Source organism: Acidobacteriota bacterium, assembly GCA_012517875.1.
Taxonomy (GTDB): Bacteria; Acidobacteriota; JAAYUB01; order JAAYUB01; family JAAYUB01; genus JAAYUB01.
The window spans coordinates 12746-39158 of record JAAYUB010000012.1; the positions used below are offsets into that span (position 1 = coordinate 12746).

Consider the following 26413-nt stretch of genomic DNA (forward strand, 5'->3'; position numbering starts at 1 on the left):
GGGCCGTCAGCTGCACCGGGACCGCAGCGACCGGGCGCTGGTGATGGCGGCACAAAGGCGATCGGGCTCGTCGGTACCGATCCGGAAGCGGCGGCCGCCGGCCAGGGTCAGCTCCACGGCGTCAAGTCCGGCGATGTTGAACATCCAGCCGTGGGGTGTCAGGCGGACGCCCCAGCCGTACAGCCAGCTGTTGCGGACCTTGGCGCAGCCTGTGATGTTCTCGAGTTTGATGGACCGTCGGATCAGACCGGGCCCGAAAAAACATACCAGCCGGTCATCCCGGATCTCCACCGTGAGCCGGGAGAACAGGAAGGCCATGATGGCCAGGAAGACGGCCACGACAAAGACCTGGGGCGGCGCCGGTCCGGTCAGGAAAAAGACGAGCAGAACCAGGATGGACATGCCGAGCACGATCAGGATCAAGGTGCCGATCTGGGTGTGGCTGTAGTGGAGCATGACGTCCTCGAAACTCATTCAGTATTGTATTGTTTGGGCCGGGTTATGGCAATATCACACCAACACATCCCGCGGCTGATTCCGCGGACCGCGATGCTACCGGCATCGCGGTGATGAAACATACGGCAGGAGGCGCGCCATGAACCATCATCCGGAGAGCATTGGCATCATCGGCTGCGGCCGGCTGGGCCGGCTGTTGGCGGAACTGATGGAGCGGGATTTCACGGTCCGGGTGTATGACCGGGATTCGCAGCGGATCTCCGGCCATGCCGGTGCGACCTCTCTGGCCGGAGCGGCCGGCGCCGACGCGGTGCTGTTGGCGGTGCCGGTGCGGGAGCTTTCCGGCGTCCTCGCGGCGGTGACACCGCACCTGCGTCCCGGGGCGGCGGTGCTGGAGACCGGGGCGGTGAAGGTGCTGCCGGCCCGGCTGCTGCGGCGCCTGCCGGCGGGGGTGGCGGCGCTGCCCCTGCATCCGCTCTTCGGGCCGAGCAGCCTGGGCGAACGGCCGGCGGGGCAGACGATGGTCCTCTGCCCCATCCGGCGGACGCCGCCGCCGGTCGCTCGGTTCTGGGAAGCATACTGGACCGGTCGGGGGTTCCGGGTCGTGCGGACAACTCCGTCGGCCCACGACCGGGTGATGGCCCGGAGCCTTGTGCTGACCCAGTGGCTGGGCCGGGCCTGCCTCGGGCTTTCGGCCGGGGAGCCGCCGTTCGCGGCCCCGAGTTGGGATCACCTGCGGGCGTTGATGGAAACGGCGGCCGGCGACGACTGGATCACCTTCACCGATCTGCAGGCGTGCAACCCGTACGCCCGGGCCGAGCGGCGGCGGTTGCGGATCGAGATGGCCCGCCTGGAACGCGAACTGCGGGACAGCCCCGCCGTCGGTTGACCAGGGGCGGCCGAAACTTCGAGTTGTTGATCATCACGTCAGCTGACCGTTACCGCCGGGATCTGGGCGATTCGGGATCCGGGAGGGTGACGATTTTGAACCGGGCGGCAACCTGGACGTAGATGTCGGTGAAAGCACCAATCCGGCCGGGACCGGCCGGCGACGCCGTCAAGGAGCGGCGGGACATGCGGGAGCCGATGGAAATACTGTTCATGCGCCACCGGGACGACCTGTACACGCTGTGCCGCCGGCTCGCTGCCAACCGGGCGGATGCCGACGATCTGTTTCAGGACACCTGGGTGCAGGCCTGGCGGAACTTCCAGCGGTACGATCCCGGCCAACGGTTTCTTCCCTGGCTGGTGACGGTCTGCGTGAACCTGCACCGGGATCGGGGCCGCCGGCGCCGGCGGTGGCTGCGACGATGGGTGGAGTTCTTCTCCCGGGAGCAGATGGAGCTCGAGCTCGAGCGGGTCAAATCGGGGACGCCCGATGCGTATGAATCCCAGGCGCGGCGCGAGGAGAAGGCCATGCTCACAAAATGTCTCGACGGATTGGAGGCGCAGTTCAGAATCCCGCTGGTGCTGCACTACTACTTTGACTGGAGCCTTGAGGCGATCGCAGAGGTTCTGGATGTGCCGCCGGGCACGGTGAAGAGCCGCATGTGGACAGGCCGGCGCCGGCTGGCCGATGCCATGCAGGAGGCAGGTCATGAATGAGGATCGGGTGGACGAGTTGCTTCGGGAGATCGGCCGGGAACGGATGACCCCGCCCGCTGAGCTGGTCCGGCGGATCGAACAGCGCGCCAACGCCGACCGGCTGCTGGCGGTGGTCATCGCGACCGGCCTGGTTCTGTCGGCCCTGTGGGTGGTGCCGCTGGCGTTGATCTGGTGGTTGCCGGGCTTGAGCTGGACGATGAAAGTGGCGGGCTACGTCGGTACGTCACTGCTGAGCAGCGTGGCGATGCTCCTGCTGCTCGTCGGCCGGGAACCGGTGGGGCACCTGTTGATCGCCGCGGATGAACGGTTGAAATTTTAATGGAGGTACGACAATGGCTCATCAATCTGTGTTCAAATACGTGTTCTGGGCAATCACCGGGCTAGTCGCGCTGCTGGTGAGCGCGGCCGTGTTCGTGGTGATCCTGCCCAACGTGCTGGCCGAAACGACGGACCGGACCTTCCTGTTGTTTCTGCCCCTGCTGATCGTGCCGTTCGGCATCCTGACGCTGATCGCCGTCCTGGTCTATCGGGATGCCGCCAAACGGGGGCTGGATCCATGGCTATGGGCCACCGTGGCGACCTGGGTGCCGAACCTGGTGGGCGTGATCATCTACCTGGTGGTCCGCTTCATGCACAAGAAGGTCTGCTTGGGGTGCGGCCAGGGGCTGCAGGCCGATTACAAGATCTGTCCCTACTGCGGCCACGATCAGTCCATGACCTGTCCCAAGTGCGGGAAGCCGGTCGATCCCAACTGGTTGCTGTGCCCCTTCTGCGGCCAACCGCTGAAATCCGGTGCCTGAGTCCTGCCGCCCCGTCGGCCTGAGTCGCGCGGCGCGCCGGAACAGCGGACGGCCACCCGCCTCCGGCGCGCCCGGTTCTCCGGCTTGCGCTAACCTTTCCACCGGCGTATGATCAGCCCACCGATCCGAAGTACCGACTGCCGGTCGATGGCCGGCCCCTCCGCGTTCCGCCCATCGGCCGCCGCGCCGGACGGGGTCGGACCATCGATTGAACCACTGGTTGGAGGAAGCCATGAAGCTGCAAGTCGTCCGTTTCGGGTGTGCCGTGTCCGCGGTCTGGGGCCTGACGCTCCTGTGCGTCGGCGTGGCCAACCTGCTGGTGCCGGGTTACGGCGAGGCGTTTCTCCGGCTGTTCGACTCGATCTATCCGGGATACCACTACGGCCAGTGGGGCTTCTGGGGGGTGCTGGTGGCCGTGGGCTACGGCGTCCTGGACGGCTGGATCGCCGGCGTGCTGCTGGCCTGGCTGTACAACAAGATCACCCGCCAGTGATCCGGCGGCGCCGCATCGCCGTCAGCGTCGCGCCTGCTGGAGGTAGAGCCCGGCCAGGATCAGGATGGTGCTTCCCGCCATGATCCCCGTGACCGGTTCGCTGAACCAGATCCACGCCAGGGCCGCGACGCCCACCGGCACCAGGCTGTAGACGACGCCGGCAGTCCGCGTGGGTCCCGTCAGGGAGATGGCCCGGTTATACAGCAGATAACCCAGACCCGAGGTGCCGATCCCCAAGTACAGGATCGCCGCCCAGCCGGCGGGCGACAAGGCCAGCACCTGTCCCGCCACGTCGTCCGCCGCGATGGCGGCCAGCGCCAGAAACAGCAGGCCGTAACCGGTGCTGGCGAAGGTGATGGTCCAGCCGTCGAGGCGGGCCGACAGGCGCCGCACCAGCAGGGCGTAAGCGGCCCAGGCGACCACCGCCAGCAGCATGAAGAGGTCACCCCGGTTGGGCGGCTGTGCCTGCAATCGGGCCGGGTCGCCGCGACTGAGCAGCAGCAGCACGCCGGCGACGGCAATGGCGACACCCGCGTATTGGCGCGCCGCCAGCCGCTCCCGGATGCACACCGCCGCCAGGATGGCCGTGACGATGGGGCTCAGCGCGTTGATGATAGCGGTGTGGACCACGGCGGTGTACCGGAGCGCGGCGAAGAAGAGGAACTGGTAAAGGCTCACGCCCGCCAGGCCGGCCAGGAGGAGCATGCCGTGGTCGCCCGCGGACAGGCCCCCCGCCCGGCGACGCGGCCACGCGGCCAGCGCGGCGAGAAAGGCGAAGCCAGCGACATAGCGGAGCAGCGCCGCGGTCAGCGGCATCAGTTCGGCGGTGGTGATCCGCCCGGCGACGTAGCTGCCGGAAAAGAGCAGCGCCGCCCCGACCGGCCAGATCCAGTGCCGCTGCCTGTGGCTCATGGTTTGCGCATCGCGCGTGTCCGCAGCCGCCACCGCGGGCAAACGGTGAATCCAATCGGTTGATGAGTGATCGGCAGACACGTTGGCGGTCGGGATTAGTTCGGGATATGACAATCCGTCGGCAAACACTCGAATCCGGGTTTGGCGAAAAGGAATCCCTGAAACAGTTCGATCCCTTCGGACCGGAACCAGGAGTATTCGTCCGACGTCTCGACACCCTCGGCGACGACATCGATCCCGAGATCTTGGCATGTGTGGAGGATGCCGCGGACGATCGCCTGGCGCGGACCCTTGCTTTCGATGCCGCGGGCGATCTGCATGTCGAGCTTGACGAGATCGGGCTGGAACTCGGCCAGCAGGTTCAAGCCGGCGTAGCCCGCGCCGAAATCGTCGATGGCAAAGGTCAGGCCGGCGGTCCGGTAGGCGTTGATCGCCGACGCGAAGTCCTCGGTGCTGCCGATGATGTCGCTTTCGAGGATTTCCAAAACGAGTCGGCTGGACGGGACGTCGCAGCGGCGGGCAGCCTCAATCAGCGAAGAGATAGCGGTCGGTGACAGGCGGACATCCGACGGCATGAAATTGATGTTGAGCCGGGTGGTCAATCCCAAACGCGCCGCCAGCTCGACAGCGGCGGTGCGGCTCCGCTCGTTGAAACGGACGCGCTGGGCCGGATGTATCCCCTGCAAGATCGTTGCGGCCGGTTCGCCGTCCGGACCGCGGAGCAGCGCCTCGTAGGAGTAGATGGACCGACTTGGCGCATGGATGATCGGCTGGAACGCGAACGTGAACCAATTCGGCGGCTTCGAATCCGGGCGGGCCGTGGTCAACCCAGGGACGCTCCGGTCGCTGAGCGCCGCGCGCCAGCGTCCCTGCCGAAAGGCCGCCAGCAGCTTCTTAGCCCGGCCCTCACCGATTTCGGTGAAGGATTCCCCCCGGGCGAAAAAGTCGTTGGCGCCCACGACGCCGTCGAGCTCCGCCGGCGTGATGTCGGCGACCCCCATGGTCCACTCGGCGAAGTTCCGGGCGGCCAGCGGCTCACGGATGATGACGGTCAGCTGGCGATGGCGCGTGTCGCGGCGGATGGCTTCGAACAGTCCGTCTACGGAATCCGGTGGGCCTTCTAAAACCTGAAAAAAACTGCCCGCGATGTACAGCAGCATGCCGGTGATCCCGAGACGGGCGTTGTTGGCGCGGGCCCGGCTCAGCAGCGTCGCCAGCTCCTCCCGGCTGAGGGGGCGCGCCGCCGCGCTGCAGTAGATCAGATGGATCAGATCGGTCATTTCAGCCTGCGTTTCACCTGGGCGCTGGATCGATTATAGCCTGTCGATCGTCTGTTCGCTAGGCACTCGCGTCATGAGCCTGTCAACGTTTGTCATCTCATGGGTGCGTTGTCAGACACCGTCCCGATCGGTACCAATTCAGATGACCGGACGGGCGTCGGCGCCTCCGGGGCGACGGCCGGTTCGGGCAGCGGCCGCTGCCCCGGCTGCCGGTAGGCGCGGATGGCCGCCTCGGCCAGAACCCGGGTGGCGTTGACCACCGGCACATGGGCCCGCGCCGGATTGAACGCGAGCGGGATCTCGGTGCAACCCAGCACGATCACCTGGGCGCCTTTGGCCTCGACGTGGTCGCCGGCCCTGGCCAGCAGGTCTTCGGCATCCTGGCGTCCCGTGCCGGCCTTGATGTGGCCGTAGACCGCCTGCATGACGCAGTCTCGCTCCACGGCCTCGTCGGGCGTCACCACCCGGATTCCCCGCGCGGCGAACTCTTTTGCGTACAAGCCGGTTTGCAGCGTGCCGGTGGTGGCCAGCAGCCCCACGGTCTTGCACTCCGGATGGCGACGGACCACCTCGTCGGCCGCCTCGCGGATCATGTGCAGGATGGGGATGGCGACGGCGGCCTGCATCTGGTCGTGAAAGTAATGGGCCGTGTTGCAGGGGATGACGATGAACGCCGCGCCAGCCTTCTCCAGGCGCGTCACACCCTCCACCAGCCACGGGATGATGGCCGGGTCGTTCGCCATGATGGCCGTCGTCCGGTCGGGCACCTGGGGCAGGCTGTAGATCAGGGTGGGGATGTGGTCCTGGTCCCGTGTGGCGGGTGTGAGCCGGATGATCTCCGCATACAGGTTGGCGGTGGCCTCGGGACCCATGCCGCCGAAGATACCCAGGATCCGGTCGGGACGGACCGGCGGCGGCGGTTCCTCCACCGCCGGGGCGGCGGCAATGATCGGGGCGGCCAGAAGAGCCAGGACCAGACCCTGGAGCAACCAGCATCTGTTCATGACGGATCCTCCTTCGCGGAAGGGCTTGCGGTTTGCCGGGCGGTTAGAACGGCCCCCAGCGCAGCAGCACCGGCGGCACCAGCAGCGCCAGGCTCAGCGCCATCAGGATGAGCATCAGCGGCAGGAACCAGCGGGCCCACTTTTCCCACGGCACCCGCGCCACCCCCAGCACGCCCATGGTCACCGCCGAGGTGGGCAGGATGGGATTGACGAATTCGCAGAGCTGGAAAGCGAAGACCACGGTCTGGCGCGTCAGGCCCAGCAGGTCGGCCAGCGGCGCCATGATGGGCATGGTCAGCGCCGCTTGGGCGGTGCCGGAGTGGATGAAGAAGTTGATCGCCGACTGCACCAGGAACATCATCTGGGCGGCCACCACCAGCGGCAGGGCGGAAATGAGGCCGACGCCGGCGTTCAGCATGGTGTCCAGCACCTGGCCGTCCTTGGCGATGATGAGGAGCGCCCGGCCGCAGGCGATGATGAAGGCGACATTGACCATGTCCTTGGCGCCGGTCACGAATCCCCGGGCGATCCGGCTCGGCCTCAGTCCGGCCACGGCGCCGAGCATCAGGCCCATGGCCAGGAACAGCGCGGCGATCTCCTCGATGTACCACTGCTTTTCGAGGATGCCCCACACGAGCAGCACCATGGTCAGGGCGAACAGAAAAATGACCAGGATGTGGCGGACGGTCCAGGTGTCGTCGACCGTTTCGCCGCTGCCCGCGGATTCGCGCGACCGGTCGATGGCGTAGACGGGGCTGAGCTGCGGATTTCTCTTCACCTTGGCGGCGTACACCATCACGTAGGCGATGACCACGGCGGTGCCGATCACCCAGCAGATGAGGCGATACTCCAGGCCGGAGTAAAGGGGCAGTTCGGTGAGTCCTTGGGCGATCCCCACGGTGAACGGGTTGAAAAAGGCGGCGGCGAAGCCTGCCGCGGCGCCGAGAAACGGGATGGAGATCCCGACGATGGAATCGTAGCCAAGCGCCAGCGACAGCGGGATGAAAATGAGTACGAATGGGATGGTCTCTTCGGACATGCCGAACACGGAGCCGGCCAGCGAGAAGAACACCATCAGCAGCGGGATGAGCAGTTTCTCGAGGTGCGGCCGGGCGGCGATGGCCCGGGTGACGCGGCGGATGGCGAAGGTGATGGTGCCGGTCTCCTGCACGACGTTGAAGGCGCCGCCGATGACGAACAGGAAGGCGATGATAAGCGCCCCGTCGACGAAGCCGCGCACGGGCGCGATGAGCAGCATCTCCGGCCCGAGATAAGCCTTGGGCAGGGACTTGAATGTGCCGGGGACGGTGACCTGCCGCCCGGCCTTTTCGATGCGCTGAAACTCGCCGGAGGGGAGCAGCCAGGACAGCGCCAGGACCAGCACCACCAGGGCCATGACAATGACCAGGGTGTGGGGCAGGCGGAGGGCGGGGGGAGTTGGCGGGGTCGCGGGATCACGCATGGGTGCACGCTGGCCGTCGGTATTCTCGATCCGGGCGCTGGTCGCGGGCCGTTCCATCGCCGACGTCGAGGAAATAGAGGAGGGTCAGCAGAAACGGCATGCCGAAGGCCCCCAGACCGTACACGTAGGAAGTGATCTCCGCCTGCAGGGCCGCGTTGTGGATGGTGCAGCGGGACAGCTGCGTGACGGTTTCCGTGACCGCCGCATCGAGCGCGGCGGCCGGATCGGCGGGACGAGGCCCGCCCTCGCCGGCCAGGGCGCAGACGTCCGGCAGGCCGTGGAGCAGGACGCTGAACGTCGCCAGGTGCACCGCAAGCGTCTGCAGGTGTCCCATCAGTTCGGTCTCGTTCAGGGGCGCGGCGCCGAACAGCGCGTGCCGGCTGTAGCGGCGCCAGTACCCGGCCACGCGTCCGGGGCAGACCGATTCCACGGCGACGCGGCGCCGGCGGTAGCCCGCCAGCGTGGCGGCGGTGGGCCACCGGGACGGGACGGCCCCGTCGCGGTTCCAGTGGACGTTCTCCCGCCCGTCGATGCCGGGGATGGGCCGCGGCTCCGTGCCGGGATAGCTGTCAAGCGCGGCGCGGATGAACGGCCCGTACGGCGTGTCGGTGCGCCGCGCCGACCAGGCCAGGAGCGTCCAGGCGGTGTGCAGCGCCGAATGTCCCACCAGGGCCGAATCGGCAAACGACCTCCGCATCCGGTCCAGCCAGGCGGGATCGGCCAGACGGTCGGCCTCGGCGGCCAATCGGTCGGCGGTCGGGCCGGCATCCGCTTCCGCAACGGTCACAGCCAGACGCTGCGCGAAGGTCCCCGCCAGGAACAGGGCGAAATCGACGGCGTGCCGGCCGGGCTCCAGCAGCTCCCAGAGGATCTCCAGGATCCGGGCGGCATACCGGTCGGCGGGATCCGGCTCGTCGGTGCTCCGCCACCGCGAGGCCGGGTCGGCCAGGGCGCCGGGACCGGACGCCGGCGTCAGGCGGAGGAGAGTCGGTTCCGGCACCGCCACCAGGGCCAGCCGCGTCGATTCGGGGCAGGCCAGGGTGTCGCGCATCAGCAGGCCGCGGGCGGTGGGATGGTAGCGGCGGGGAAATTTCCGGCAGACGAGGGGGAGCAGGTCCTCGCCGTACTGGACCTGCAGGCGGCAGAGATGGTCAGATCGCAGGTACGGGCACTCCCGGCTCCCCGGTGCGGCGACGAGGCGGTGGATCGGAGGTATGGCCTCGGGATCTGCGGGAAAGCGCGTGTCCAGGATCCGCTGGTCGGCCGGATGGGCGGCCATGGCGGCGCGGAGGCGCACGAAGTGCTCGTGGTCGATCTCGATGATCCAGTCGGTGATGCAGCAGATGTGCGGACAGGCGGTGCCGAGGCAGGCGAAGCCCGCTAGATAATCCAGGAGAACGAGGTGGCGGTCCACGGGCGCCTCAGAGCCGGGTCATGTAGTGCGCGATGCCGCGGCGGATGTACTCCTCGTCAAACGGACCGGCGGGCGAGGGCGTTTCCACAATGCGCCGGGGGATGAGCAGGGCGGCCGCGTCGAAGCCCTCGCGGCGCTTGAAGTCGAATTTGCGTCGCAGCGTCTCAGCGCCCATGGCGGAGAGCGCCTCGGCCGTGGTCGTCACGCCGGCGGCGGCCAGTGCCCGGATCACAGTCGCGGAATCGTAGACGCCCCGGGCGAAGAGGCAGACGACCAGGCTGGTCAGCACCTGGCGCCAGCGTTCCTCCTCGAGCAGCGCCTCGGCGGCCTGCTCCGGGGTGAGATGCTCGCCCTTGGCGGCGGCCTTCTGGTCGACGCTGTAGCCGGCATTGTCCAGGTGGCTGTGGCGGGCGCCCACGAGGTAGCCGAGGTGGCCGATGGGGCCGGTGTGGTAGCCGGGCATCTCGTTGCCGCCGAAGGTGAGGGCGAAATCGGCCCCGCCGTAGACCGCGGCCGCGTGGGCGGTGCCGCAGGCCAGCGCCCGGTAGAAGTCGGTGGGCTGGCGGACGATCCGACCCATGGCGGCGATGTACGTATCGGTGTCGCCGAAGGCCAGGGCCAGACCGTCGGTGTCGGCAGTGGAGATCAGCCCGCGGGCCAGCGCCTCCGTGGCCCAGGCCAGGGCCACGCCCGCGCTCATGACATCGAAGCCGTGGATTTCCGCCTCGTCGAGCAGCCGCAGCAGTCCGGCCGGATCGGTGACGCCCAGCATGCTGCCCATGGCGTAGACCGGCTCGTGATCGTAGCCGATCATCAGAGTCTTGTAGAAATAGGGATCGTTGGGATAGGGCAGGCGGAGTGTCGCCAGGTGGATGCATGCCACAGGACAATGGGTGCAGGCCACCCGTCGGCCGAGGTATCCACTGGCTAAAGCCTCGGCGGAAATCGCTTCGGCGCCCTCGAACTGTCCCGACTGCAGGTTCCGCGTGGGCAGGGCGCCGGCCGCGTGGAGAGGCAGCACGTTCATGGCCGTGCCCAGGTCGTGGTACTTTTTCATGAGCGGCGAATCCACCGCCGCGTGGTAGATGGCGTCGTAGGCGTCACGGTAGGCCTTGCGATCGGGGACGTCAAACGTCCGGCGACCGCCTACCACCAACGCCTTGAGCTTTTTGGCGCCGAATACGGCGCCTAGGCCCAGGCGGCCGAAATGGCGATAAGTCTCGGTGATGACACAGGCGTACCGCACCCCTCGCTCGCCGGCGCGGCCGATGCGCATGATGGAGCGGGCACCGGCGCCGGCCTCGCGGGCGCGGATCACCGTGCCCACGGTGGCGGCGCTGCGCATCCCCCACAGCGCTGAAGCGTCGCGGAAACGGGCGCCGCGCCCGTCCACCGACAGGTAGACCGGCGAGGCGCTGGCGCCGCGGATCACCAGCGCGCCGAAGCCGGCGGAGCGGATGGCCACGGCGCTGCGGCCGCCGGCGTGGCTCTCGCCCAGGTTGCCGGTGAGCGGCGACTTGAACATGGCCACGGTCTTGGATGCCAGCGGGAAGAGCCCCACCAGCGGCCCCACCGCCATAACGATGGGGTTGTCGGGTCCCATCGGATCGGCGCAGGCCGGGCATTCCTCCTCCAGGAGGCGGATAGCCGCCCCGGTTCCGCCGAGGCCGTCGCGGAAGACGTCGGGTCGCTCCCGGACCTCGGAGCGCCGGCGGGCCAGGTCGATGTAGAGCACGCGGTGGAGGGTGGAATCAACGTTCAACGGGCACCTCCGGTTCCACGTCCTCGAGCGCAATGACGCCGTAGGGGCAGTAGCCGGCGCAGTAGCCGCAGTAGACGCAGACCAGCGGCTTGTCGGCGGTGTCGTCCCAGAAGATGGCGCCGAAGGGGCAGGCGCGGGCGCAGTTGCCGCAGCCGATGCACAGCTCGCTGTTGAGCCGGACCCCGCCGCCGGGCCGCGCCGGCAGCGCGTCCACCGGGCAGACCTTGCTGCAGGGCGGGTCGGCGCAGGCGCGGCACACCACCACCAGAAAGCCGCGCCGGATGCCGCCGGCGGAACGGACACCGATGCAGGCGCCGCCGAGGCCGCCGTGGCCCGTGCGCCGCACGCAGGCGAACATGCACGACTGGCAGCCGACGCACCGCTCGGTGTCGATGACCGAAAGGCGTTTGACCATGTGGCACCACCGTGTGGATTCAGGCCTGTGGCGATTATAACCTGCGGTGGCGGGGAGTCAACCGCGCCCGGAGGCTGGAGTCAAAAAAGTCGGTGAGGACGGCCGAACGGGGCAGCCGCTGTGCGGGGGATGTGTGTCCCGCTTGCGCCGGAGCCGAGGATGTCGGACAATGGCGCCATCACCGGATCAGGAGAGAGCATGAGCCAGCCGTTTATCTACACTGTCGTTGCGTCGCCGCTGCACGACGCCGCCGCCCTGCACCAGGCCGTGTCGGCCTACACGCGCGCCCTCGACGCCATGAGCGGCCAGTCGATCCTGCCCGAGTCCGTGACTGACGAGGCGCCGGCGCTGATCCTGGTGGGCACCGGAGGCACCGAGCATGCGGTAATGGAACTCGCGGCGCGCACCGGCGCCGGGGATCGGGCCCGGCCGGTGCTGCTCCTGGCGCACCCCGGGCACAACTCTCTGCCGGCGGCGCTCGAGGCGCTGGCCCGCCTGCAGTCGGACGGCCTTCGGGGGCGGATCCTGTTTCTGGACGGGGCCGGCGACGCCATCGGTTGGGAATATGTGGCGGAGGCGCTGGCGGGCGTGCGGGCGGCCCGGGCGCTGGCGGCGTGCCGCATCGGCCTGCTGGGCGCGCCGTCGGACTGGCTGGTCGCCAGTTCCCCCGATCCGGCGGCGATGCGCCGCCGCTGGGGGCCGACGGTGGTGAAGCTGCCCGTAGACTGGCTCTATGACCGCTTGGCCGCCCTGCCGCCGGACGCAGGCGCCGAGCGGGCCGCCAGGACAGTCGCCGGCGCCGCCGGCGCCGGCGAGCCGGACGAGGCGGCGGTGGGGGCGTCCGCCCGGGTCTGGGCCGCGCTGGCCGCGCTGGTGGAGGAGGAGCGGCTGGACGCGCTCACGATGCGCTGCTTCGACCTGATCCGTGAGCGGACGGTCACCGGTTGCCTGGCCCTGGCCTGGCTGGCCGACGACGGGATCGTGGCGGGGTGCGAGGGAGACCTGTACAGCACGCTGGGCCTGCTCCTGGCCGACCGCCTGCTGGGGCGCCGCGCCTGGATGGCCAACCCGTACCGGATCGTTCCGGCCGCCGGGAAACTGGGTCTGGCCCACTGCACCGTGCCCTTTCGGCTGGTGGATGGCTACCGGTTGCGCACCCACTTCGAGTCGGGCGTGGGCGTCGGGATCCAGGGGACCTTCCGGCCCGGCCCGGTGACGCTGCTCCGCGTGGGCGGGCGGGATCTGGAGGCGCTGTGGCTGGCCGAGGGCGAAATCACCGCCGCCGGAACGGCCGACGGGCTCTGCCGGACCCAGGTGGCGTTGCGGATCGATCCGCCGGACGCGGCGGAGCTGCTGGCCGCGCCGCTCGGCAACCACCTGGTGCTGGTGCCGGGCCGCCACCGGTCGCGCCTGCGCGCGTGGTGGGAGCTGCACATCCGCTGACCGCGCGTCGAAAGTGCCTCGCGGCCTCCGGCTGCTAGTTCCATCTGTAAAAGGTTGAGAATTCCATCGGCGAGAGATGGGGGATCCCGGCGGCGCGATAGGCGGATTCTGGATAATGCGCAGCGGGTGCAGCGGCAGATCGGTTGAGCCTGCCCTAGCCGAACTCGGGCACGGCAGCAACGCAAGGTGCAACAGGCCGCGAGGCCCGGGGAAGTTGTGGATATGAAATGGACGCAAGCTGCGCGGCAGCTGCGGAACAGGGTCAGAGTCCATGACAGGGGTAGAAAGTTGATGTCCCGATGTGCCTTTCTGACATGGGCGAAAATATGGCTGTCCCCATGTACCGTTCGGCACAGCCCGTGATTGGGGCCGAGTATCTCGTTCCTAATCGTATGTCCCGACACACGTAGGATGCCAATTTCCCACTGGCACGGTTTACATACCTTGTTGTTTCAAACTGGGCGGCTTTCCGCCTGCTCCGGATGCCGGACGGTTGAAACATCGGACCGGGAAGCGTAAAATAATGATAACAATTAACAAACAATTGCGACAAACGGAGGTGCTGTATGCGCAGCTTCCAGGCGTTTATTCTGCTGGGTCTGCTTGGCGCGTTGACGCTGGCGGCGCCGGCGCAAGTCTATCGGTATTTCGGTCCGCACATCACTGCGGTGGAGCCGTGGGTCAACTGGATCGAAATTTACAACATCACGTATTCCGAGGACGGATTCTACCTGGTGGTTTGGGATGCCGCCGGCCGTCCGTTCCTTTACCTGTGGGCGACGGTGCCGCCCTGCGATTCCATGACGCTCGTCCTGCCGGCCGATCCGGCGTACGTGCCGGGCCCGGAGGAGGTGGCGCTCCCCGCCGTGGAGGGCACGTTCGCGCTGTATACGGCCAGCGCCCAGCTGCGGCCGAAACTGTCCTACCGCTACGGCGACACGCCGTCGCTGAGTGAATTCTTCCTGCAGGATTCGCTGTCGACGCAGTATCTTGTGCCCAACACCGTCCAGGCCCACTTCGACTGGACCGGCCTCACCCTCATGAATCCGGGGAACGAGACCCTGAACGTCTCGATTTACGCCTTCAAGGACGGGGAGATGGCGGGCTGGACCACCCAGAACGTGCCGCCCCACACGAAGTTCGTCCGGCTGTCCGAGTTCATCTGGACCGGCGTGGGTTACGCGGACTTCGACCTGGTGACGTTTCAGTCGCTCGACGCGGCGTTCCCGCCGCCGCTGGCCATCACCGGAAACACGGAACAGGACCGCCACGTGTTTTTCAACGGCCCGCCGACGCAATTGTATGAGCCGGCAACGCCGGGGATGGACTTCATCTACGCCCCCATCGTGGGCCCGCTGCACTATGCGCCGCCGGGGGTGTTCACCCAGGGCTCGCCCGATGCTGAACCCTGCCGGGAGGCGGCGGAGCGATCCTTCACGCACGTGCTGGTGCGGGACCTGGCGGTGATGCGCACCGAGGTGACTCGGCAGATGTGGGCGGACCTGCGGGCCGTCCAGCCGGATCTGCCCGCCGACCCGTCTTCGCACACCGGCAGCGCCAGCCTGCCGGTGCAGGGCGTGTCGTGGCAGCAGGCCCTGCTGTTCGCCAACCTGCTGTCGGTGCAATCGGGCCTTGCGCCGTGCTACTACGTGGACGGCTGGCTCACCCAGCCGCTGGACGCAACCAACTACACGGACGGCGCGTACTTCTGCGACTTTTTCGCCGGCGGCTACCGGCTCCCCACCGAGGGGGAGTGGGAGTACTTCTGCCGGGCGGGGAGTGTTCATCCGTTTGGTGTGAAAGACTCCAGCTACAGCGCGGCCAACTGTTTCACCTGCACTCCGAGCGGGCTGGCGGACATGATGGCGGCGGTGGTGTTCTGCGCCAACTCCGGTGGCCAGCCGGCTGTGGTGGGCAGCAAGAATCCCAATTTCTGGGGCTTGTACGACGTGCACGGCAACGTGGCGGAGTGGTGTTGGGACTTGCTGGATGACATGGACCCGGCGTACCCCACCGGCCAGGTGTTCGACCACTGGGGCGCCATGACCGGCAACTTCCGGGTGGCGCGCGGCGGATCGTTCCGCGACAACGCGGCGGCGTGCCGCAGCGCCTTCCGGCAATCGTTTCAGGATCACAAGGCCTACGACGACCTGGGATTCCGGCTGGTGCGGACGGTCCGCTAGCGGCGGGGATGCGTTCGGACCGGTCGTCCGTCCGCGAACAGGAATCGGGCATGGCGCACATGCCGCCTCCTCCTCTATAATACCCTCGCCCCAGTCCGGCGGATGATTTCCGGGACAAGGGGTGGGAGAACCAGATGTCCGAGGCGATGCGGGACGGAATCCGGAGTCGGCGCAGCATCCGGCAGTTCATCCCGGAGCCGGTGGCGCCGGAGTTGCTGCGGGAGCTGGTGGACACGGCCCGCTGGGCCCCGTCCCACTGCAACACCCAGGCGATCCGGTTCATCGTCGTGGACGATCCCGCCTTGCGCCGCCGGTTGGTGGCGCACGGCGGCGCGCGGGTGATCGAGCGCGCCCCGCAGGGGATCCTCGTGCTCGCGGCGGACGACTCGGACAACCGGGCCTATCGGCCGCATTTCCAGAGCGCCGCGGCGGCTGTCCAGAACCTGTGCCTGTACGCCCACGCGCGCGGGCTGGCCACCTGCTGGATCATCCACCTGCCGCGGCCGCGGGTCATCCGGCGACTGTTCGGCATCCCCCGCGGTTGGGTCCCGACCGCCTACGTCGCCGTGGGCCGCCCGTCCGTCGAGCCGCGGCCCGTGGAGCGCAAATTCGGCCTCGATGAGGTGCTGGCGTTCAACCGCTACCCGTGGGGCACGGACGGCGGGCGAAAGCCGTATCTCCGGATCATGGCGCGGAAGCTGTACTACCTTCTGCCGGTCGGGCTCAAGCGGCGGCTCGAGGAGTGGGTCAACCGCCGGTTCGTGCGCCAGTTCGACAATTGAGACCGTCCCTGCCGGAGGGGCGGAATACCGCCGGAGGTATTCGCCGTGGTGATGCGGATCATCAAGTTGTTCTACCGTCCCTACCTGCTCCGGGTCAAGCCGTGGGTGATCCGGCGGATGGGGATCATGCTCGGCGCCAACTGCCGCGTCTAGACCCCGCTGGCGAACCTCGACAACATCGCCCCGCGGCTGATCCGGATCGGGGATAACTGCTGCCTGTCGCGGGGGGCCGTCATCCTGACCCACGATTTTTCGCGTTTCGGCTTCGACCGGCCCGAAACGAAGCCGGTCACCCTGGGGAACAACGTCTTCGTGGGCAAGAACGCCATCATTCTCCCCGGTGTCTCCATCGGCGACAACTGCGTGGTCGGAGCGGGGGCGGTGGTCACCCGCGATGTCGCGGCGAACACGGTCTGCGCGGGCAACCCGGCGGCGCCCATCTGCACGTATGACGAGTACCTCCGCAAAGCGGCTCATTCCTGAGCACCTATGCGCCCGCTGCGGCGCCTGCGTGCCGGCCTGCCCCCACAGCGTGCTGGCCCTCGATGCGGAGCTGTTCCCGTACTACGCCCGGGAGTCGGCCTGCACCCAGTGCCGGCGCTGCCTGGCTGTGTGTCCGGGCGTGGCGGTGGATTTTCGCGCGCCGGCCGCGGACCGGACGGTCGTCCACCCGCTCCTCGGCGCGTACCGGGACGTCTATCAGGCCTGCAGCCGCGATGCGGCCATCCGGGAGCGGGCCAGTTCGGGCGGGGCCGTGACCGCCCTCCTGTCCCAGGGACTGCGCACGGGCGCTCTGGATGCGGTCCTGGCGGTGACCATGCGCCCCGGCGATCCCACGCGGGCCGCCTACGTCCTGCTCACCGATCCGGCCGAGGCGGAGCGCTCCGGACAGGCCAAGTACCAGATCGCCCACCTGGCGGAGGTGCTGCCGGAGATCCGCCGCCACGAGCGGGTGGCCGTGGTGGGACTGCCATGCCACATCCACGCCCTCCGCAAGTTCGAGGCGTTGGAGCCGGACCTGGGCCGCCGCATCGTGGTCCGGCTGGGCACCTTCTGCAACGGAGTATGCGAGCGCGAGGGCACGCTGTACCTGTTGCGCCGGCTGGGGGTGCGGCCGGAGAGCGTGCGCCGGCTGGAGTACCGGCGCGGTTCCTGGCCGGGTGTTCTGTGGGTGGAGCACGCCGGCGGGGCGCCGGTGGCGATCCGCCGGGACGTCTACGGGGCGCTGCTGTACCTGTACCTTGCGGAACGTTGCCTGTACTGCATCGACCTGACCGCAGAGCAGGCCGACCTGTCGTTTGGCGACGCGAAGTGGGCCAACGCCTGGGGGGAGGGGCGCTGGTCGCACCTGATCGTGCGGACGCAGCGGGGCGCGGAGTTTCTGGCTCAGTTAGGAAGCAGCCTGGAATTGCGAGCCGCCGCGCCGGCGGACATCGTCTGCGAGCAGGCGTACCAGTTCGATTTCAAGAAGCGCCGCGCCTTCCTGCGGCTGCGCCACCGCCGGCCGGCGCCGGAGTATGCGCTCACAGAGCCGCCGGTGACATCCGGCGGCCGGCTTCGCGAGACGCTCTTCATGGTTGCGTACCGATCTCGCCCGCTGGCCCGTTGGATCCTGGCGGCCGTGCCCCGGGCGATGCTCTGGGAAATGTCCCGCCGGCTCTTCGGGCGCATCCGCCGCCGGCGCACGCCCGGCTCATCCGATGTCAGCTCGCCGGCCGGTCCGGCGGCGCCAGTCGGCCGAGCCAGCCCCTGACCGTCCGGGCCACGTCCATCGCGGTCGGGGGATCGTAGTTCGACAGCACCACCAGGGTGTACCCCTTCCCGGCGTCCACTTCCACCATGGCGTTGATCCCCGGCGCTCCGCCGGCGATCCCGATGCCGGCAACGACCTCGCGGGATCGTTCCGGTGCGGCGAGACCACCCGACTTCAGGACCTCCATCAGTTTCAGCAGGTCAGCCGCCGTGGCGTAGCCGCCGCCCGCGGAGCTGCCCCGGCAGGGTCGGGTGTAGACGTTGTTGCGGCGGGCCTCGCCGAGGTGCTCGCCGCCTCCCCAGAGGCGGGTGTAGCCGCTGGCCACGTTCGGAGCGGGAATGTCCGTTTCGAGGTGGCCGCTGTCGCTCATCCCGGCGGGCCCGTAGATATGCTCTCGCACGTAGTCGAAGTAGCTCTGTCCGGACACTTTTTCGATGATGAGCCCCAGCACGACGTAGCCGCCGTTGGAATATTCGCGGCGGGCGCCCGGTTCGAAGCGGAGCGGCTCGGCGGCGAAGAGCGGCAGGTAGTCGGACAGGTTCCGGATTCGCTCCTTGGGGGTGGCGGCATAGCGCTCGCCGAAGAAATCGCCGATGCCGCCTGTCATGTCCAGGAGTTGCCGCACCGTGACCTTTGCCGCAGCAGCCGGGTTCGGATAATCGGGCAGGTAGGTGCCGATGGGCGCGTCGAGTTGGAGCTTGCCCTTTCCGGCGAGCTGCTCAGTGGCGATCTGGGTGATGAACTTGTTGATGGAGCCCACGTTGAAGCGGGTGTCCAACCGGTTTGGCACGTTGTACTCCCGGCTCGCCAAGCCATAGGCCTTCTGGAAAACTGGTGTGGCGCCCCGGGCCAGCAGGACGACGCCGGAGAACTCGTCCTTGCCGGCGCGATCGGCGAGAAGCTGTTCCAGCTTCCCCACGAGCTCAGCCTCGGTGATGGGCGTCTCCGGTTCGTCCGAGCTTGGCGGGCTGTCCTGGAGTCCGAACCGGACGCCCAGCAACCGGTGCGGCGGCGCCGGCTCGAAGGCAAAATCCATCTCGAGCCACTGGCCCTTGGCGGTGCGGGCAAGCAGGGCGAGGGCGCCCGCGCCGCCGTCGCGGATCCGGACCGGCTCGAGGGCGCCGGTGTCCCCCTTGATCCGCCGCAGCGTCGCCAGGCGGTCTTCCACCGGCATCTGGGACAGTGCCGCCGGGGCGAGGTTTTCGGTGAGGAACGCACGCAGTACTCCTTCGTCGGGATCATTGAAGGCGCGCACGTAGCCCGCCACCCGCCGCCCGGTCCCGGTGTCCGGATAGGCGAAGGGAGTAGCGGCCTGCTGCCCGTCCGACCAACTGCTGAGACTCATCGCCAGGCAAACCGATCCGATCATGATGATGGTTTTGATCATGAGAGCCTCCGTTGTCAGCTAATACGCAGAAGGACGCTGTCCGTTCCGCGACAGCGTCGCCTGCGGGCGGAGAGACGCGCAGGATAAACCGGCAGACGGCCCGCGGAGTTGCGGACGGTGGGCGAGAGGCGAACATTCAGGGCGATGAGCGCGGCTACGGACGTCGCTCCCCGGTGGAAACGTCCGTTTGGACAGGTTGTTCAGCCGCCTGCACCAGCCGGGCGCGGTGGGGGGCCAGGGTGTTTTCGCGGTAAGTGTGACGGCCCCAGCCCATGAACAGCACCGTGACCGAGAGCAGGGCGACGACGGTCCAGAACCGACGGCCCACCGCGGCATCCGTCTCCCGCAGCTCCCGGCCCAATTGGTGCATGGCCGCCAGGGCGAACAGGAGACCGGCGGTGAAGATGCCCGCCAATTCCCAGGTCACCCCGCGCCACGGCAGGGTGAAGAAGTTCAGGGGACCCAGCGCCAGCTGCGCCAGCGAGGCGACGAGCGCCAGCCGGTAGCCGAAACGGATGAGCTCCGGCCGGGTGAAGCCGGGCACGGGCGCAACGGCGGGGTCGGCAGCCCGTCGCAGCCAGCCAGCGAGGAACAGCCCGATGACTGCGAGCGTGGCGCACAGGAAGTGCAGGTAGCGGGGCAGCACGTTGGGCAGCAGCGCGGCGCTCCAGAAGCCGCCGACGCTGCCCCAGCGCTGCGGAAACAACATCAGGTTCACGTTGGTCAGGAAAACGAGGGGCACCAGCAGGAGCAGGGCCACGGCCAGCCCCAGCACGCCGAGCCGCAGCGCCGGCCGGCGGGACAACTGCTCCCACCGGTACTTGTGCAGGTAAAGGAGCAGGAACGCGGCGATGAGAATCGGCACGAGGCTGATCCACAGGCGGCCTGTGAGGATGGTGGCCGGGTAGAAAAAGATGGGATACAGGGTGTTGATGGCCAGCAACGGCGCCACCCCCAGTACCACCGCCAAACTCTTGTTCACGGTGACGGTGGCGGCCACGGCGCGCGCCAGTCCGAGGTAGCGCGCCTCGCGCCGGCCGCGCAGCTCCGCCCACAAGGTCAGGAGCGACCCGCCCAGGAGCAGATCCACGAACAGGATGTGCGCCAGGAAGGCCAGCACCAGGATGACGGCGAGCACACCGGCCGGTAGCGGCAGCGGCAGCGGCAGGTCACGCAGGACGGGCGCGGTTTGGGCAGTGAGGAGAAGGATCGACAGCGCGTCCATGGTCACACTCCCTTCCGCGGGGCGGCTGGCGCCGGCCGCTGGCGAGACGGGTTGACGGTCACGCCGGCATCCTGGGCACCCGGCGGTGGTTCGGGCCGACGGTCCACGGTTTGGATGTAGGCGACCAGGGCATCCAACTCGACGGCATTACCGGGGAACGGTGGCATGAAGTACCACGCCTTGTGCATGCGCAGGATGTAGTCCCGCATGTCCGCGGCACCCATTGTCCGGCCGGGCAAGGCGAGGCGGCGGAACTTGGCGGTTACCGAATTGATGCCGGTGACGGTGTGGCAGCGGCTGCAGGCGATCATGAACACGTCGCGCCCGGCGGCCAGGCGGTCGGTGCCGGGGGCGGCGAAGGCGGCGTGGGGGAGCACGCCGTCCCGCTGATAGAGGGGGTATTCCTCGATCCGGAGTCCGTTTGCGTACATGTAGTCTTTGATGACGTACGGTTTGCGGATGAATTCCCGCACCCGCTCGAAGCTGCCCACAAAAAACGCCAGGCAGAGGATGGGCAAGACGGCCGCCGCCCGCGGCAGCCAGCGCGGCAGGGCGAAGCCCCACAGCGCCACCGCAGCGGCCGCGACCAGCGTCCCGACGATGATCGCCACGAGCGAGTCGTACCACTGGCTGAAGGCCAGGGTGGACACGGCGGTGGGCATATTGCGCAGCATCTCGCCGGGGATCACCGCACGGTAGACGAACGCCCCCACGGCCGCGAGCGGCGTCCAGACCAGCAGCCAGAGCGCGGCGTAGCGGACCGCCGACCGCCGGACGGGGCTGTCCCGGCCGGTGAGCAGCGTCGCCAGCAACAGGCCCACCGCCCCGCCCATCATCATGGCCAGGGCGGTTCGGAAGTAGAGCTGGGGCACATAGATGGGGTTGGCAAAACCGCTGAGGAAGGTCCGGGTGACCGGCCACGCCCCGGGGTCCATCATGAAGCCGAGGATGGCCACGATGATGGCCATGGTGAGCCAGGAGAAGACGCAAAGCGCGAAACCGAAGTGGATGTGCCGGCGCTTGGCGTCATCGGACACGACGGATTTCCGCCATGTGTAGTAGTACAGCATGACGAAAACCACCTCGAGCACGAAGACGATCCACTCGGTGAACCAGGCGCCGAAGAACACCCGGATCAGGCTGCCGATGGCATCCGGGTTGACCAGGGCGGTGGAGAACCAGATCCCGACGCCGGTGAGCGCGCCCACGGTGGTAGTCAGGACGAAACAGACCGCCATCATCCGGCGGGCCAGGTCGTCCCAGGCCTGGGCCGCGATCGGGTCGGCCGGACGACGGCGGTAGCCCAGGTACTCGATGAAGGTGATGAACGGGATGAAGCCCACCGCCAGCGCGTGATTGATCAGGACATGGATCACCGCGATCACGGCGATGAGCATCCGGTTCCCCAGCCAATCCAGATGGAAGATCGGAAAATCCATGCCGGCCCCCGAAGTTGATGATGGGCCGATTGTAGACGATCTGATCCCAATCCTCAAGAAATCGTGAATGACCGATGGAATCGGCGCCATCGAACCGGCGGATCGGTGATAGGGTGAATCGAATGTCTGTTGGTTATCGCTGGGTGCTTATATTTTATTGGTCATCTGGAAAAGAGTTCGTTCTTGCTGTTGGTGCGATTTAGGACCTGGGATCTGGGAACTGGGTCCTGGGAACTGGGATCTGGGAACTGGGATCCGGGAACTGGGATCTGGGAACTGGGAACTGGGAACCAGGACCTAGAACCCAGGTCCCAGGTCCGATATCCGAATTCCGATGTCCGTCAATCTGGAACGAGCCTCTAGCCTCGAGTCTCGAGCCTCGATTACGAGCACGATTACGATGACGATTACGAATTACGAGAACGAACGATCAACCATCAACCATCAACCATCGACTGACGCCATGACTCGCGCCGCCGTTTCCGGCCGGGATGTGGTGGGCGTGCGGTCGTTGCCGGCGACGCACCGGACGATGAGGGCGAGTTCCTCCAAATCCACGGGGCGACCGCCCTGGCCGGCGGCCTTGACGGCCTGAAGCACATCCCGGGCCAAGTTGTCGTCCGCGGCCACGCCGATCCGTTCCAGTCCGTGGCGCACCGCGGCCAGCCCCGACATATGCCCGAGCGCCACCTCGGGCCGACGGCCCACCAGTTCCGGCGACAGACTGGCGTAGTGGCCGTTGTGGGTCAGGGCGGCCCGGACATGACCGCCGGCGCAGTGGGTGAAGGCAAAGCGGCCGGTCACGGGGAAGTGCGCCGGCACCGGCCGCCGGGCGGCACGGCTCACCAGCCGGTAAAGGGCCGGCAGCCGGGACAGATCCCAGCGGCCGTCGCCGCCGAAATCGCCGGCCAACACCGCCAGGAGTTGACCCAGGTCCACGATGCCGGCCCGCTCGCCCAGGCCCAGCACCGAGGCGTCGACGATTTCGGCGCCGGCGCGGACGCCGTCCAGCGCGTTGGCCAGGGCCAGGCCCCGGTCGTTGTGGCAATGAACGGCGATGAGCGGATTGGCGTCCCGCGCCGCCAGCCCGTCGCGGACGCGGCGGACCGTGTCGTGCATGTTGCGGGGCGTGCCCGGCACCAGGCAGCCGGTGGTGTCGGCGATGCTGACGATGTCGGCACCGGCGCGGACCGCCTCGGCGGCCGCGATGACGACGTGGCGCAGGGGGCTGCGCACCGCGTCCTCGGGGGTGAACCGGATGAGCAGGCCGGGCCTCTGCGCGCGAGCCCGCGCCACGGCGGCGGTGATGCGGTCGACGGCCTGGACCAGCGTGAGCCCCTGGTCCGCCAGCCGCGCCGGGGCGACGCAGAAATAGATGCCGAGAAAATCGACGCCGCAGGCCAGCGCCGCGTCGACGTCCCCGGCCAGAGCCCGGGCATGGGCGCCGATCCGGACCGGCAGACCGGCGCCGGCCAGCAGGGCCACCGATCGGCGGATCTCGGGGGTGACCACCGGGTGGCCGGCCTCGACGATGTCCACGCCCACGGCGGCCAGGGCCTCGGCCATCGCCAGGCGCACGTGCGCGGGGAAGGCGACGCCGGGCGACTGCTCCCCCTCCCGGAGGGTGGAATCCAGGACGCGAATCATCGCTGCCTCCCCGCCGGCACCGCCGCAGCGAGCCGGCTTTGAAACTTGTAAACGTTGAGCATGGGCAACCTCCCATCCTGAAGCTGGAGGCCAGTGTAGAACCGCAAAACGGTGAAATAAAAATTTTTGATTATATTTGACTAAAAAACTTTATAGTGTTAAATATTTAACATGATCCCGATTGCCGCCGCCGTGGAACGCATTGTCCGGGAATCGCCGCTCCTCGGCGAGGGGCTGGCGCAAGGCATCCTGAACCTGTCGGCGGTGGCCCGTGCCATCGGACCGCAGGTGGCGGCGGAAACCCTCAAGCCGGCGGGCGAGGGGGCCATCGTCATGGCGCTCAAGCGGCTGGCACCCCGCCTGGCCGGGCCGCCGGCGGACGCCAAGGGGATCCTGCGCCAGATTCGCGACATCACCGTGCGCTCCAACATCGCCGAGTTCACCTACCTCAACTCGCCGGGCATCGCCGGCTGCCTCCAGCACCTGCTCCGCGAGACGGCCCGCGCCGGCGACGCGTTCCTTGCGGTCACCCAGGGGGTGCACGAGGTGACGGTGCTCGCTGCCGGCGGCCTGGAGAAGCGGGTGGAGGCGGTCTTCGAGGGGGAACGGCGCGTGTCGCGCCTGCCGGGACTGGCCGCGGTGGGGATCCGCTATACGCCCAAGGTGGTGGGGATGCCTGGCGTCTACTACGCCATCCTCAAGCAGTTGCTGTGGGCGGGGATCAACGTCGTGGAGGTGGTGTCCACGTACACCGAACTGACGCTGATCCTGGAAAAACGGCACGTGGACCGGGCGTTCACGGTGTTGAAGCGTTTCCTCTGGCCGTAGGGGAAAATACGGCGGCCGGATACGTGCAGGGACCGCTGGAAAGTTTGAAGGTTTTGCAAAACCTTCGAACCTTCGAACCTTCGAACCTTCGAACCTTCAAACCTTCAAACCTTCAAACCTTCAAACCTTCAAACCTTCAAACCTTCAAACCTTCGAACATCCCTTGAAATGCTCGATCCTCACTTCCCCTCGTCCAGCCGTCGGCGTCCCTCGACGCTCATGCGGCGGGACGCCTCGCGTCGCAGCGTCCGGATCGCGCCCGCCTGCCGGAACCGGAGCACCGACCAGTCGTCGTCGATAGCCACCTGCCGGACCGCCTCGAAACCGAGGTCGCCGAGCGGCTGCCAGCCGGTGTCGCGGGAGATGTCCGAGGTGTAGGTTTTGGATGTCTTCTTCGGATATGCGAACCACAGCACCGCGTCGGGACCAACGGCCGCGGCCACGGGCGGAGCCAGCGCAGCCACCTCGGCGCAGGCGGTGACAAACACCAGCGCGAACGGGTACACCGCGCCGGACGCCAACCGGCGGTCCACCCGGACAGAGCCCAGATCGGCCAGCCGCGACCGAAAGCTGTCCGGCCCGTTCAGCACCAGCACCGGGGCGTGCCCCTTGTAATTGAGCTTGGCCCAGACGGGATCCATGCGGTGACCTCCCGGCGCGTTGAGACGGACAGCCGGTCCGCGGCCGCGCCTATCTGGATTCCGATGCCGTCGCGGCGCCCTCCCGGTTCAGGCGGCTGGAACGGAAGCTGTACAGGAAGTAGATCAGCAGACCGATGGCCATCCACCCCAGAAACCGCCACCAGGTGACCAGGGGCAGGCTGAGCATGAGATACGCGCAGAGCACGATGCCCAGCACTGGCAGCACCGGGAAGAGCGGCACGCGAAAGGGGCGGGGCAGGTCCTTGCGGGTATAGCGCAGCACCAGCACGCCGGCACAGACGATGATGAACGCAAACAGCGTGCCGATGGAGCACAGCTCCGAAGATACATCAATGGGCGTCAGCGCCGCAAACACCGCCACGATGCCGCCCGTGATCAGGGTGGTGACCCACGGCGTCTTGAAGCGCTGGTGGACGTTGGACAGGAACGGCGGCAGGAGCTGGTCCCGTGACATGGCGAACAGGATCCGCGGCTGGCCCATGAGCAGCACCAGCAGCACGCTGGTGATGCCGGCGATGGCGCCCACGCTCACCAGGGCGCTGGCCCACGGCAGGTCCAGGCGGTTCAGCACCAGCGCCACCGGGTCGGCCACGCCCAGGTCCTGGTAGGGCACGACTCCGGTCATGATGGCCGAAACAGCCATGTACAGGACTGTGGCGACGGCCAGGGAGCCCATGATGCCGATGGGCATGTCCCGCTGGGGGTTGATCGCCTCCTCGGCGGTGGTGCTCACCGCGTCGAAGCCTACGAAGGCCAGAAACACGATGGCGGCGGCGGTCATCACGCCGGTGAATCCGAACGGCATGAACGGGCTCCACTTGGCCGGGTCCACGTGCCAGACGGTGAGTAGAATGAAGAACAGGATGACGGCGATTTTCAGGATGACGATGAACAGGTTGACGCGGGAGCTCTCCTTGATGCCACGCACCAGGAGGAACGTGAGCAGCAGCACGATGGCCACCGCCGGCAGGTTGAACAGGCCGGGCGTCTTGTCCCACGGCGAGGCGGTGTACGCGGCCGGGAGATGGACACCGACTCCTGCGCTAAGCATGTTCACGAAGTAGGCGCTCCAGCCGGTGGAGACCAGGATCGCCGCCACCATGTACTCCAGAATCAGGTCCCAGCCGATGATCCAGGCGAAGATCTCGCCCAGGGTGGCGTAGCCGTAGGTGTAGGCGCTGCCGGCCACGGGAATCATGGCGGCCAGCTCGGCGTAACACAGCGCGCTGCAGGCACAGGCCGCCGCTGCGATGGCGAACGAGAGGATGATGCCCGGGCCGGCATTGTGGGCGGCCTGGACGCCCGGCAACACGAAGATGCCCACGCCGATGATACAGCCGATGCCGATGGCGACGAGGTCAACGGCGCGGAGTGATTTCTTGAGACTGCGGTGTTCGTCCTGGGTGTCCGCCAGCAGCGTCTGGACGGGCTTGGTTCGCAGCAGCTTGTGGCTCATGTCCG

General features: G+C 67.8%; 25 protein-coding genes. 11 read left to right on the forward strand and 14 right to left on the reverse strand.

Translation table 11 applies throughout. The annotated features are described in order from the left end of the window. Window positions 1-6: 6 nt before the first annotated feature. The gene (locus tag GX414_01110; protein ID NLI45683.1) at window positions 7-456 is read right to left on the reverse strand and encodes a hypothetical protein; all 450 of its coding nucleotides are present in this window, start codon (window positions 454-456) and stop codon (window positions 7-9) included. A gap of 139 nt (window positions 457-595) precedes the next feature. On the opposite strand from GX414_01110, the gene GX414_01115 reads away from it, so the two are divergent. From GX414_01115 to GX414_01135, 5 genes are all read left to right on the forward strand, one after another. Beyond that, window positions 596-1345: a prephenate dehydrogenase gene (locus GX414_01115; protein ID NLI45684.1), complete on the forward strand. Its 750-nt coding sequence runs from the start codon at window positions 596-598 to the stop codon at window positions 1343-1345. Between the two features lie 128 nt (window positions 1346-1473). Next, a complete protein-coding gene (locus GX414_01120) occupies window positions 1474-2061 on the forward strand; it encodes a sigma-70 family RNA polymerase sigma factor (protein NLI45685.1) in 588 nt (195 codons plus the stop codon). Beyond that, a complete protein-coding gene (locus tag GX414_01125) occupies window positions 2054-2380 on the forward strand; it encodes a hypothetical protein (protein ID NLI45686.1) in 327 nt (108 codons plus the stop codon). Before GX414_01120 ends, GX414_01125 begins: the two co-directional genes overlap by 8 nt. Window positions 2381-2393: 13 nt before the next feature. Continuing rightward, a complete protein-coding gene (locus GX414_01130; protein NLI45687.1) occupies window positions 2394-2861 on the forward strand; it encodes a zinc-ribbon domain-containing protein in 468 nt (155 codons plus the stop codon). A 232-nt stretch (window positions 2862-3093) separates the two neighbouring features. Then, entirely contained in the window at window positions 3094-3354 is a 261-nt protein-coding gene (locus tag GX414_01135; GenBank protein NLI45688.1) for a hypothetical protein, read from the forward strand. A gap of 21 nt (window positions 3355-3375) precedes the next feature. Here the strand turns inward: GX414_01135 and GX414_01140 are convergent, their stop codons facing one another. The 7 genes from GX414_01140 to GX414_01170 form a co-directional block, all read right to left on the reverse strand. Then, a complete protein-coding gene (locus GX414_01140) occupies window positions 3376-4266 on the reverse strand; it encodes a DMT family transporter (GenBank protein ID NLI45689.1) in 891 nt (296 codons plus the stop codon). Between the two features lie 95 nt (window positions 4267-4361). Beyond that, on the reverse strand, window positions 4362-5546 hold the full coding sequence (locus tag GX414_01145; protein NLI45690.1) for a diguanylate phosphodiesterase: 1185 nt from the start codon (window positions 5544-5546) through the stop codon (window positions 4362-4364). A 92-nt stretch (window positions 5547-5638) separates the two neighbouring features. Continuing rightward, window positions 5639-6550 (reverse strand): amino acid racemase, encoded by a 912-nt coding sequence (locus GX414_01150; GenBank protein NLI45691.1) that lies wholly within the window; start codon window positions 6548-6550, stop codon window positions 5639-5641. 43 nt (window positions 6551-6593) lie between these two features. Next, a complete protein-coding gene (gene yfcC, locus GX414_01155; GenBank protein ID NLI45692.1) occupies window positions 6594-8012 on the reverse strand; it encodes a putative basic amino acid antiporter YfcC in 1419 nt (472 codons plus the stop codon). Continuing rightward, window positions 8005-9426 (reverse strand): hypothetical protein, encoded by a 1422-nt coding sequence (locus tag GX414_01160; protein ID NLI45693.1) that lies wholly within the window; start codon window positions 9424-9426, stop codon window positions 8005-8007. Before GX414_01160 ends, yfcC begins: the two co-directional genes overlap by 8 nt. A 7-nt stretch (window positions 9427-9433) precedes the next feature. Further along, window positions 9434-11188, reverse strand: coding sequence for an aldehyde:ferredoxin oxidoreductase (locus tag GX414_01165; GenBank protein ID NLI45694.1), 1755 nt, complete (start codon window positions 11186-11188; stop codon window positions 9434-9436). After that, entirely contained in the window at window positions 11178-11546 is a 369-nt protein-coding gene (locus tag GX414_01170; protein NLI45695.1) for a 4Fe-4S binding protein, read from the reverse strand. The genes GX414_01165 and GX414_01170 overlap by 11 nt, the downstream gene beginning before the upstream one ends. Window positions 11547-11801: 255 nt before the next feature. Here GX414_01170 and GX414_01175 point away from each other — a divergent pair, with 255 nt between their 5' ends. The 5 genes from GX414_01175 (at window position 11802) to GX414_01195 (ending at window position 17764) form a co-directional block, all read left to right on the forward strand. Beyond that, the gene (locus GX414_01175) at window positions 11802-13046 is read left to right on the forward strand and encodes a hypothetical protein (GenBank protein NLI45696.1); all 1245 of its coding nucleotides are present in this window, start codon (window positions 11802-11804) and stop codon (window positions 13044-13046) included. 566 nt (window positions 13047-13612) lie between these two features. After that, window positions 13613-15229: a formylglycine-generating enzyme family protein gene (locus GX414_01180; protein NLI45697.1), complete on the forward strand. Its 1617-nt coding sequence runs from the start codon at window positions 13613-13615 to the stop codon at window positions 15227-15229. A 134-nt stretch (window positions 15230-15363) separates the two neighbouring features. Next, window positions 15364-16011, forward strand: coding sequence for a hypothetical protein (locus GX414_01185; protein NLI45698.1), 648 nt, complete (start codon window positions 15364-15366; stop codon window positions 16009-16011). 159 nt (window positions 16012-16170) lie between these two features. After that, window positions 16171-16494 (forward strand): acyltransferase, encoded by a 324-nt coding sequence (locus GX414_01190; protein ID NLI45699.1) that lies wholly within the window; start codon window positions 16171-16173, stop codon window positions 16492-16494. After that, the gene (locus GX414_01195) at window positions 16460-17764 is read left to right on the forward strand and encodes a 4Fe-4S dicluster domain-containing protein (protein NLI45700.1); all 1305 of its coding nucleotides are present in this window, start codon (window positions 16460-16462) and stop codon (window positions 17762-17764) included. The genes GX414_01190 and GX414_01195 overlap by 35 nt, the downstream gene beginning before the upstream one ends. Here GX414_01195 and GX414_01200 read toward each other — a convergent pair. From GX414_01200 to GX414_01215, 4 genes are all read right to left on the reverse strand, one after another. Continuing rightward, complete coding sequence (locus tag GX414_01200; protein ID NLI45701.1) at window positions 17715-19151, reverse strand: beta-lactamase family protein; 1437 nt, start codon at window positions 19149-19151, stop codon at window positions 17715-17717. The genes GX414_01195 and GX414_01200 overlap by 50 nt on opposite strands. A gap of 154 nt (window positions 19152-19305) precedes the next feature. Further along, window positions 19306-20376 (reverse strand): cytochrome C, encoded by a 1071-nt coding sequence (locus GX414_01205; GenBank protein ID NLI45702.1) that lies wholly within the window; start codon window positions 20374-20376, stop codon window positions 19306-19308. A 2-nt stretch (window positions 20377-20378) separates the two neighbouring features. Continuing rightward, complete coding sequence (locus tag GX414_01210; protein NLI45703.1) at window positions 20379-21815, reverse strand: cytochrome c; 1437 nt, start codon at window positions 21813-21815, stop codon at window positions 20379-20381. A gap of 444 nt (window positions 21816-22259) precedes the next feature. Further along, window positions 22260-23462, reverse strand: a complete 1203-nt coding sequence (locus GX414_01215) for a 2-isopropylmalate synthase (GenBank protein ID NLI45704.1) — start codon at window positions 23460-23462, stop codon at window positions 22260-22262. A gap of 171 nt (window positions 23463-23633) precedes the next feature. On the opposite strand from GX414_01215, the gene GX414_01220 reads away from it, so the two are divergent. After that, window positions 23634-24290, forward strand: coding sequence for a hypothetical protein (locus tag GX414_01220; protein NLI45705.1), 657 nt, complete (start codon window positions 23634-23636; stop codon window positions 24288-24290). Window positions 24291-24469: 179 nt separating this feature from the next. On the opposite strand, the gene GX414_01225 is transcribed toward GX414_01220, so the two are convergent. Next, entirely contained in the window at window positions 24470-24931 is a 462-nt protein-coding gene (locus GX414_01225) for a hypothetical protein (GenBank protein ID NLI45706.1), read from the reverse strand. A 49-nt stretch (window positions 24932-24980) separates the two neighbouring features. Continuing rightward, a complete protein-coding gene (locus GX414_01230) occupies window positions 24981-26408 on the reverse strand; it encodes an amino acid permease (protein ID NLI45707.1) in 1428 nt (475 codons plus the stop codon). Window positions 26409-26413: the final 5 nt, after the last annotated feature.

What these genes read in the sequence shown, in the direction of transcription:
- GX414_01200 (NLI45701.1), bottom strand. Translation starts at nt 19,151, where the DNA reads ATGATCAAAACCATCATCATGATCGGATCGGTTTGCCTGGCGATGAGT.
- GX414_01135 (NLI45688.1), top strand. Translation starts at nt 3,094, where the DNA reads ATGAAGCTGCAAGTCGTCCGTTTCGGGTGTGCCGTGTCCGCGGTCTGG.
- GX414_01185 (NLI45698.1), top strand. Translation starts at nt 15,364, where the DNA reads ATGTCCGAGGCGATGCGGGACGGAATCCGGAGTCGGCGCAGCATCCGG.
- GX414_01130 (NLI45687.1), top strand. Translation starts at nt 2,394, where the DNA reads ATGGCTCATCAATCTGTGTTCAAATACGTGTTCTGGGCAATCACCGGG.
- GX414_01225 (NLI45706.1), bottom strand. Translation starts at nt 24,931, where the DNA reads ATGGATCCCGTCTGGGCCAAGCTCAATTACAAGGGGCACGCCCCGGTG.
- GX414_01145 (NLI45690.1), bottom strand. Translation starts at nt 5,546, where the DNA reads ATGACCGATCTGATCCATCTGATCTACTGCAGCGCGGCGGCGCGCCCC.
- GX414_01150 (NLI45691.1), bottom strand. Translation starts at nt 6,550, where the DNA reads ATGAACAGATGCTGGTTGCTCCAGGGTCTGGTCCTGGCTCTTCTGGCC.
- GX414_01210 (NLI45703.1), bottom strand. Translation starts at nt 21,815, where the DNA reads ATGGATTTTCCGATCTTCCATCTGGATTGGCTGGGGAACCGGATGCTC.
- GX414_01205 (NLI45702.1), bottom strand. Translation starts at nt 20,376, where the DNA reads ATGGACGCGCTGTCGATCCTTCTCCTCACTGCCCAAACCGCGCCCGTC.
- GX414_01230 (NLI45707.1), bottom strand. Translation starts at nt 26,408, where the DNA reads ATGAGCCACAAGCTGCTGCGAACCAAGCCCGTCCAGACGCTGCTGGCG.
- GX414_01215 (NLI45704.1), bottom strand. Translation starts at nt 23,462, where the DNA reads ATGATTCGCGTCCTGGATTCCACCCTCCGGGAGGGGGAGCAGTCGCCC.
- GX414_01180 (NLI45697.1), top strand. Translation starts at nt 13,613, where the DNA reads ATGCGCAGCTTCCAGGCGTTTATTCTGCTGGGTCTGCTTGGCGCGTTG.
- yfcC (NLI45692.1), bottom strand. Translation starts at nt 8,012, where the DNA reads ATGCGTGATCCCGCGACCCCGCCAACTCCCCCCGCCCTCCGCCTGCCC.
- GX414_01195 (NLI45700.1), top strand. Translation starts at nt 16,460, where the DNA reads ATGACGAGTACCTCCGCAAAGCGGCTCATTCCTGAGCACCTATGCGCC.
- GX414_01175 (NLI45696.1), top strand. Translation starts at nt 11,802, where the DNA reads ATGAGCCAGCCGTTTATCTACACTGTCGTTGCGTCGCCGCTGCACGAC.
- GX414_01220 (NLI45705.1), top strand. Translation starts at nt 23,634, where the DNA reads ATGATCCCGATTGCCGCCGCCGTGGAACGCATTGTCCGGGAATCGCCG.
- GX414_01170 (NLI45695.1), bottom strand. Translation starts at nt 11,546, where the DNA reads ATGTTCGCCTGCGTGCGGCGCACGGGCCACGGCGGCCTCGGCGGCGCC.
- GX414_01140 (NLI45689.1), bottom strand. Translation starts at nt 4,266, where the DNA reads ATGAGCCACAGGCAGCGGCACTGGATCTGGCCGGTCGGGGCGGCGCTG.
- GX414_01115 (NLI45684.1), top strand. Translation starts at nt 596, where the DNA reads ATGAACCATCATCCGGAGAGCATTGGCATCATCGGCTGCGGCCGGCTG.
- GX414_01110 (NLI45683.1), bottom strand. Translation starts at nt 456, where the DNA reads ATGCTCCACTACAGCCACACCCAGATCGGCACCTTGATCCTGATCGTG.
- GX414_01125 (NLI45686.1), top strand. Translation starts at nt 2,054, where the DNA reads ATGAATGAGGATCGGGTGGACGAGTTGCTTCGGGAGATCGGCCGGGAA.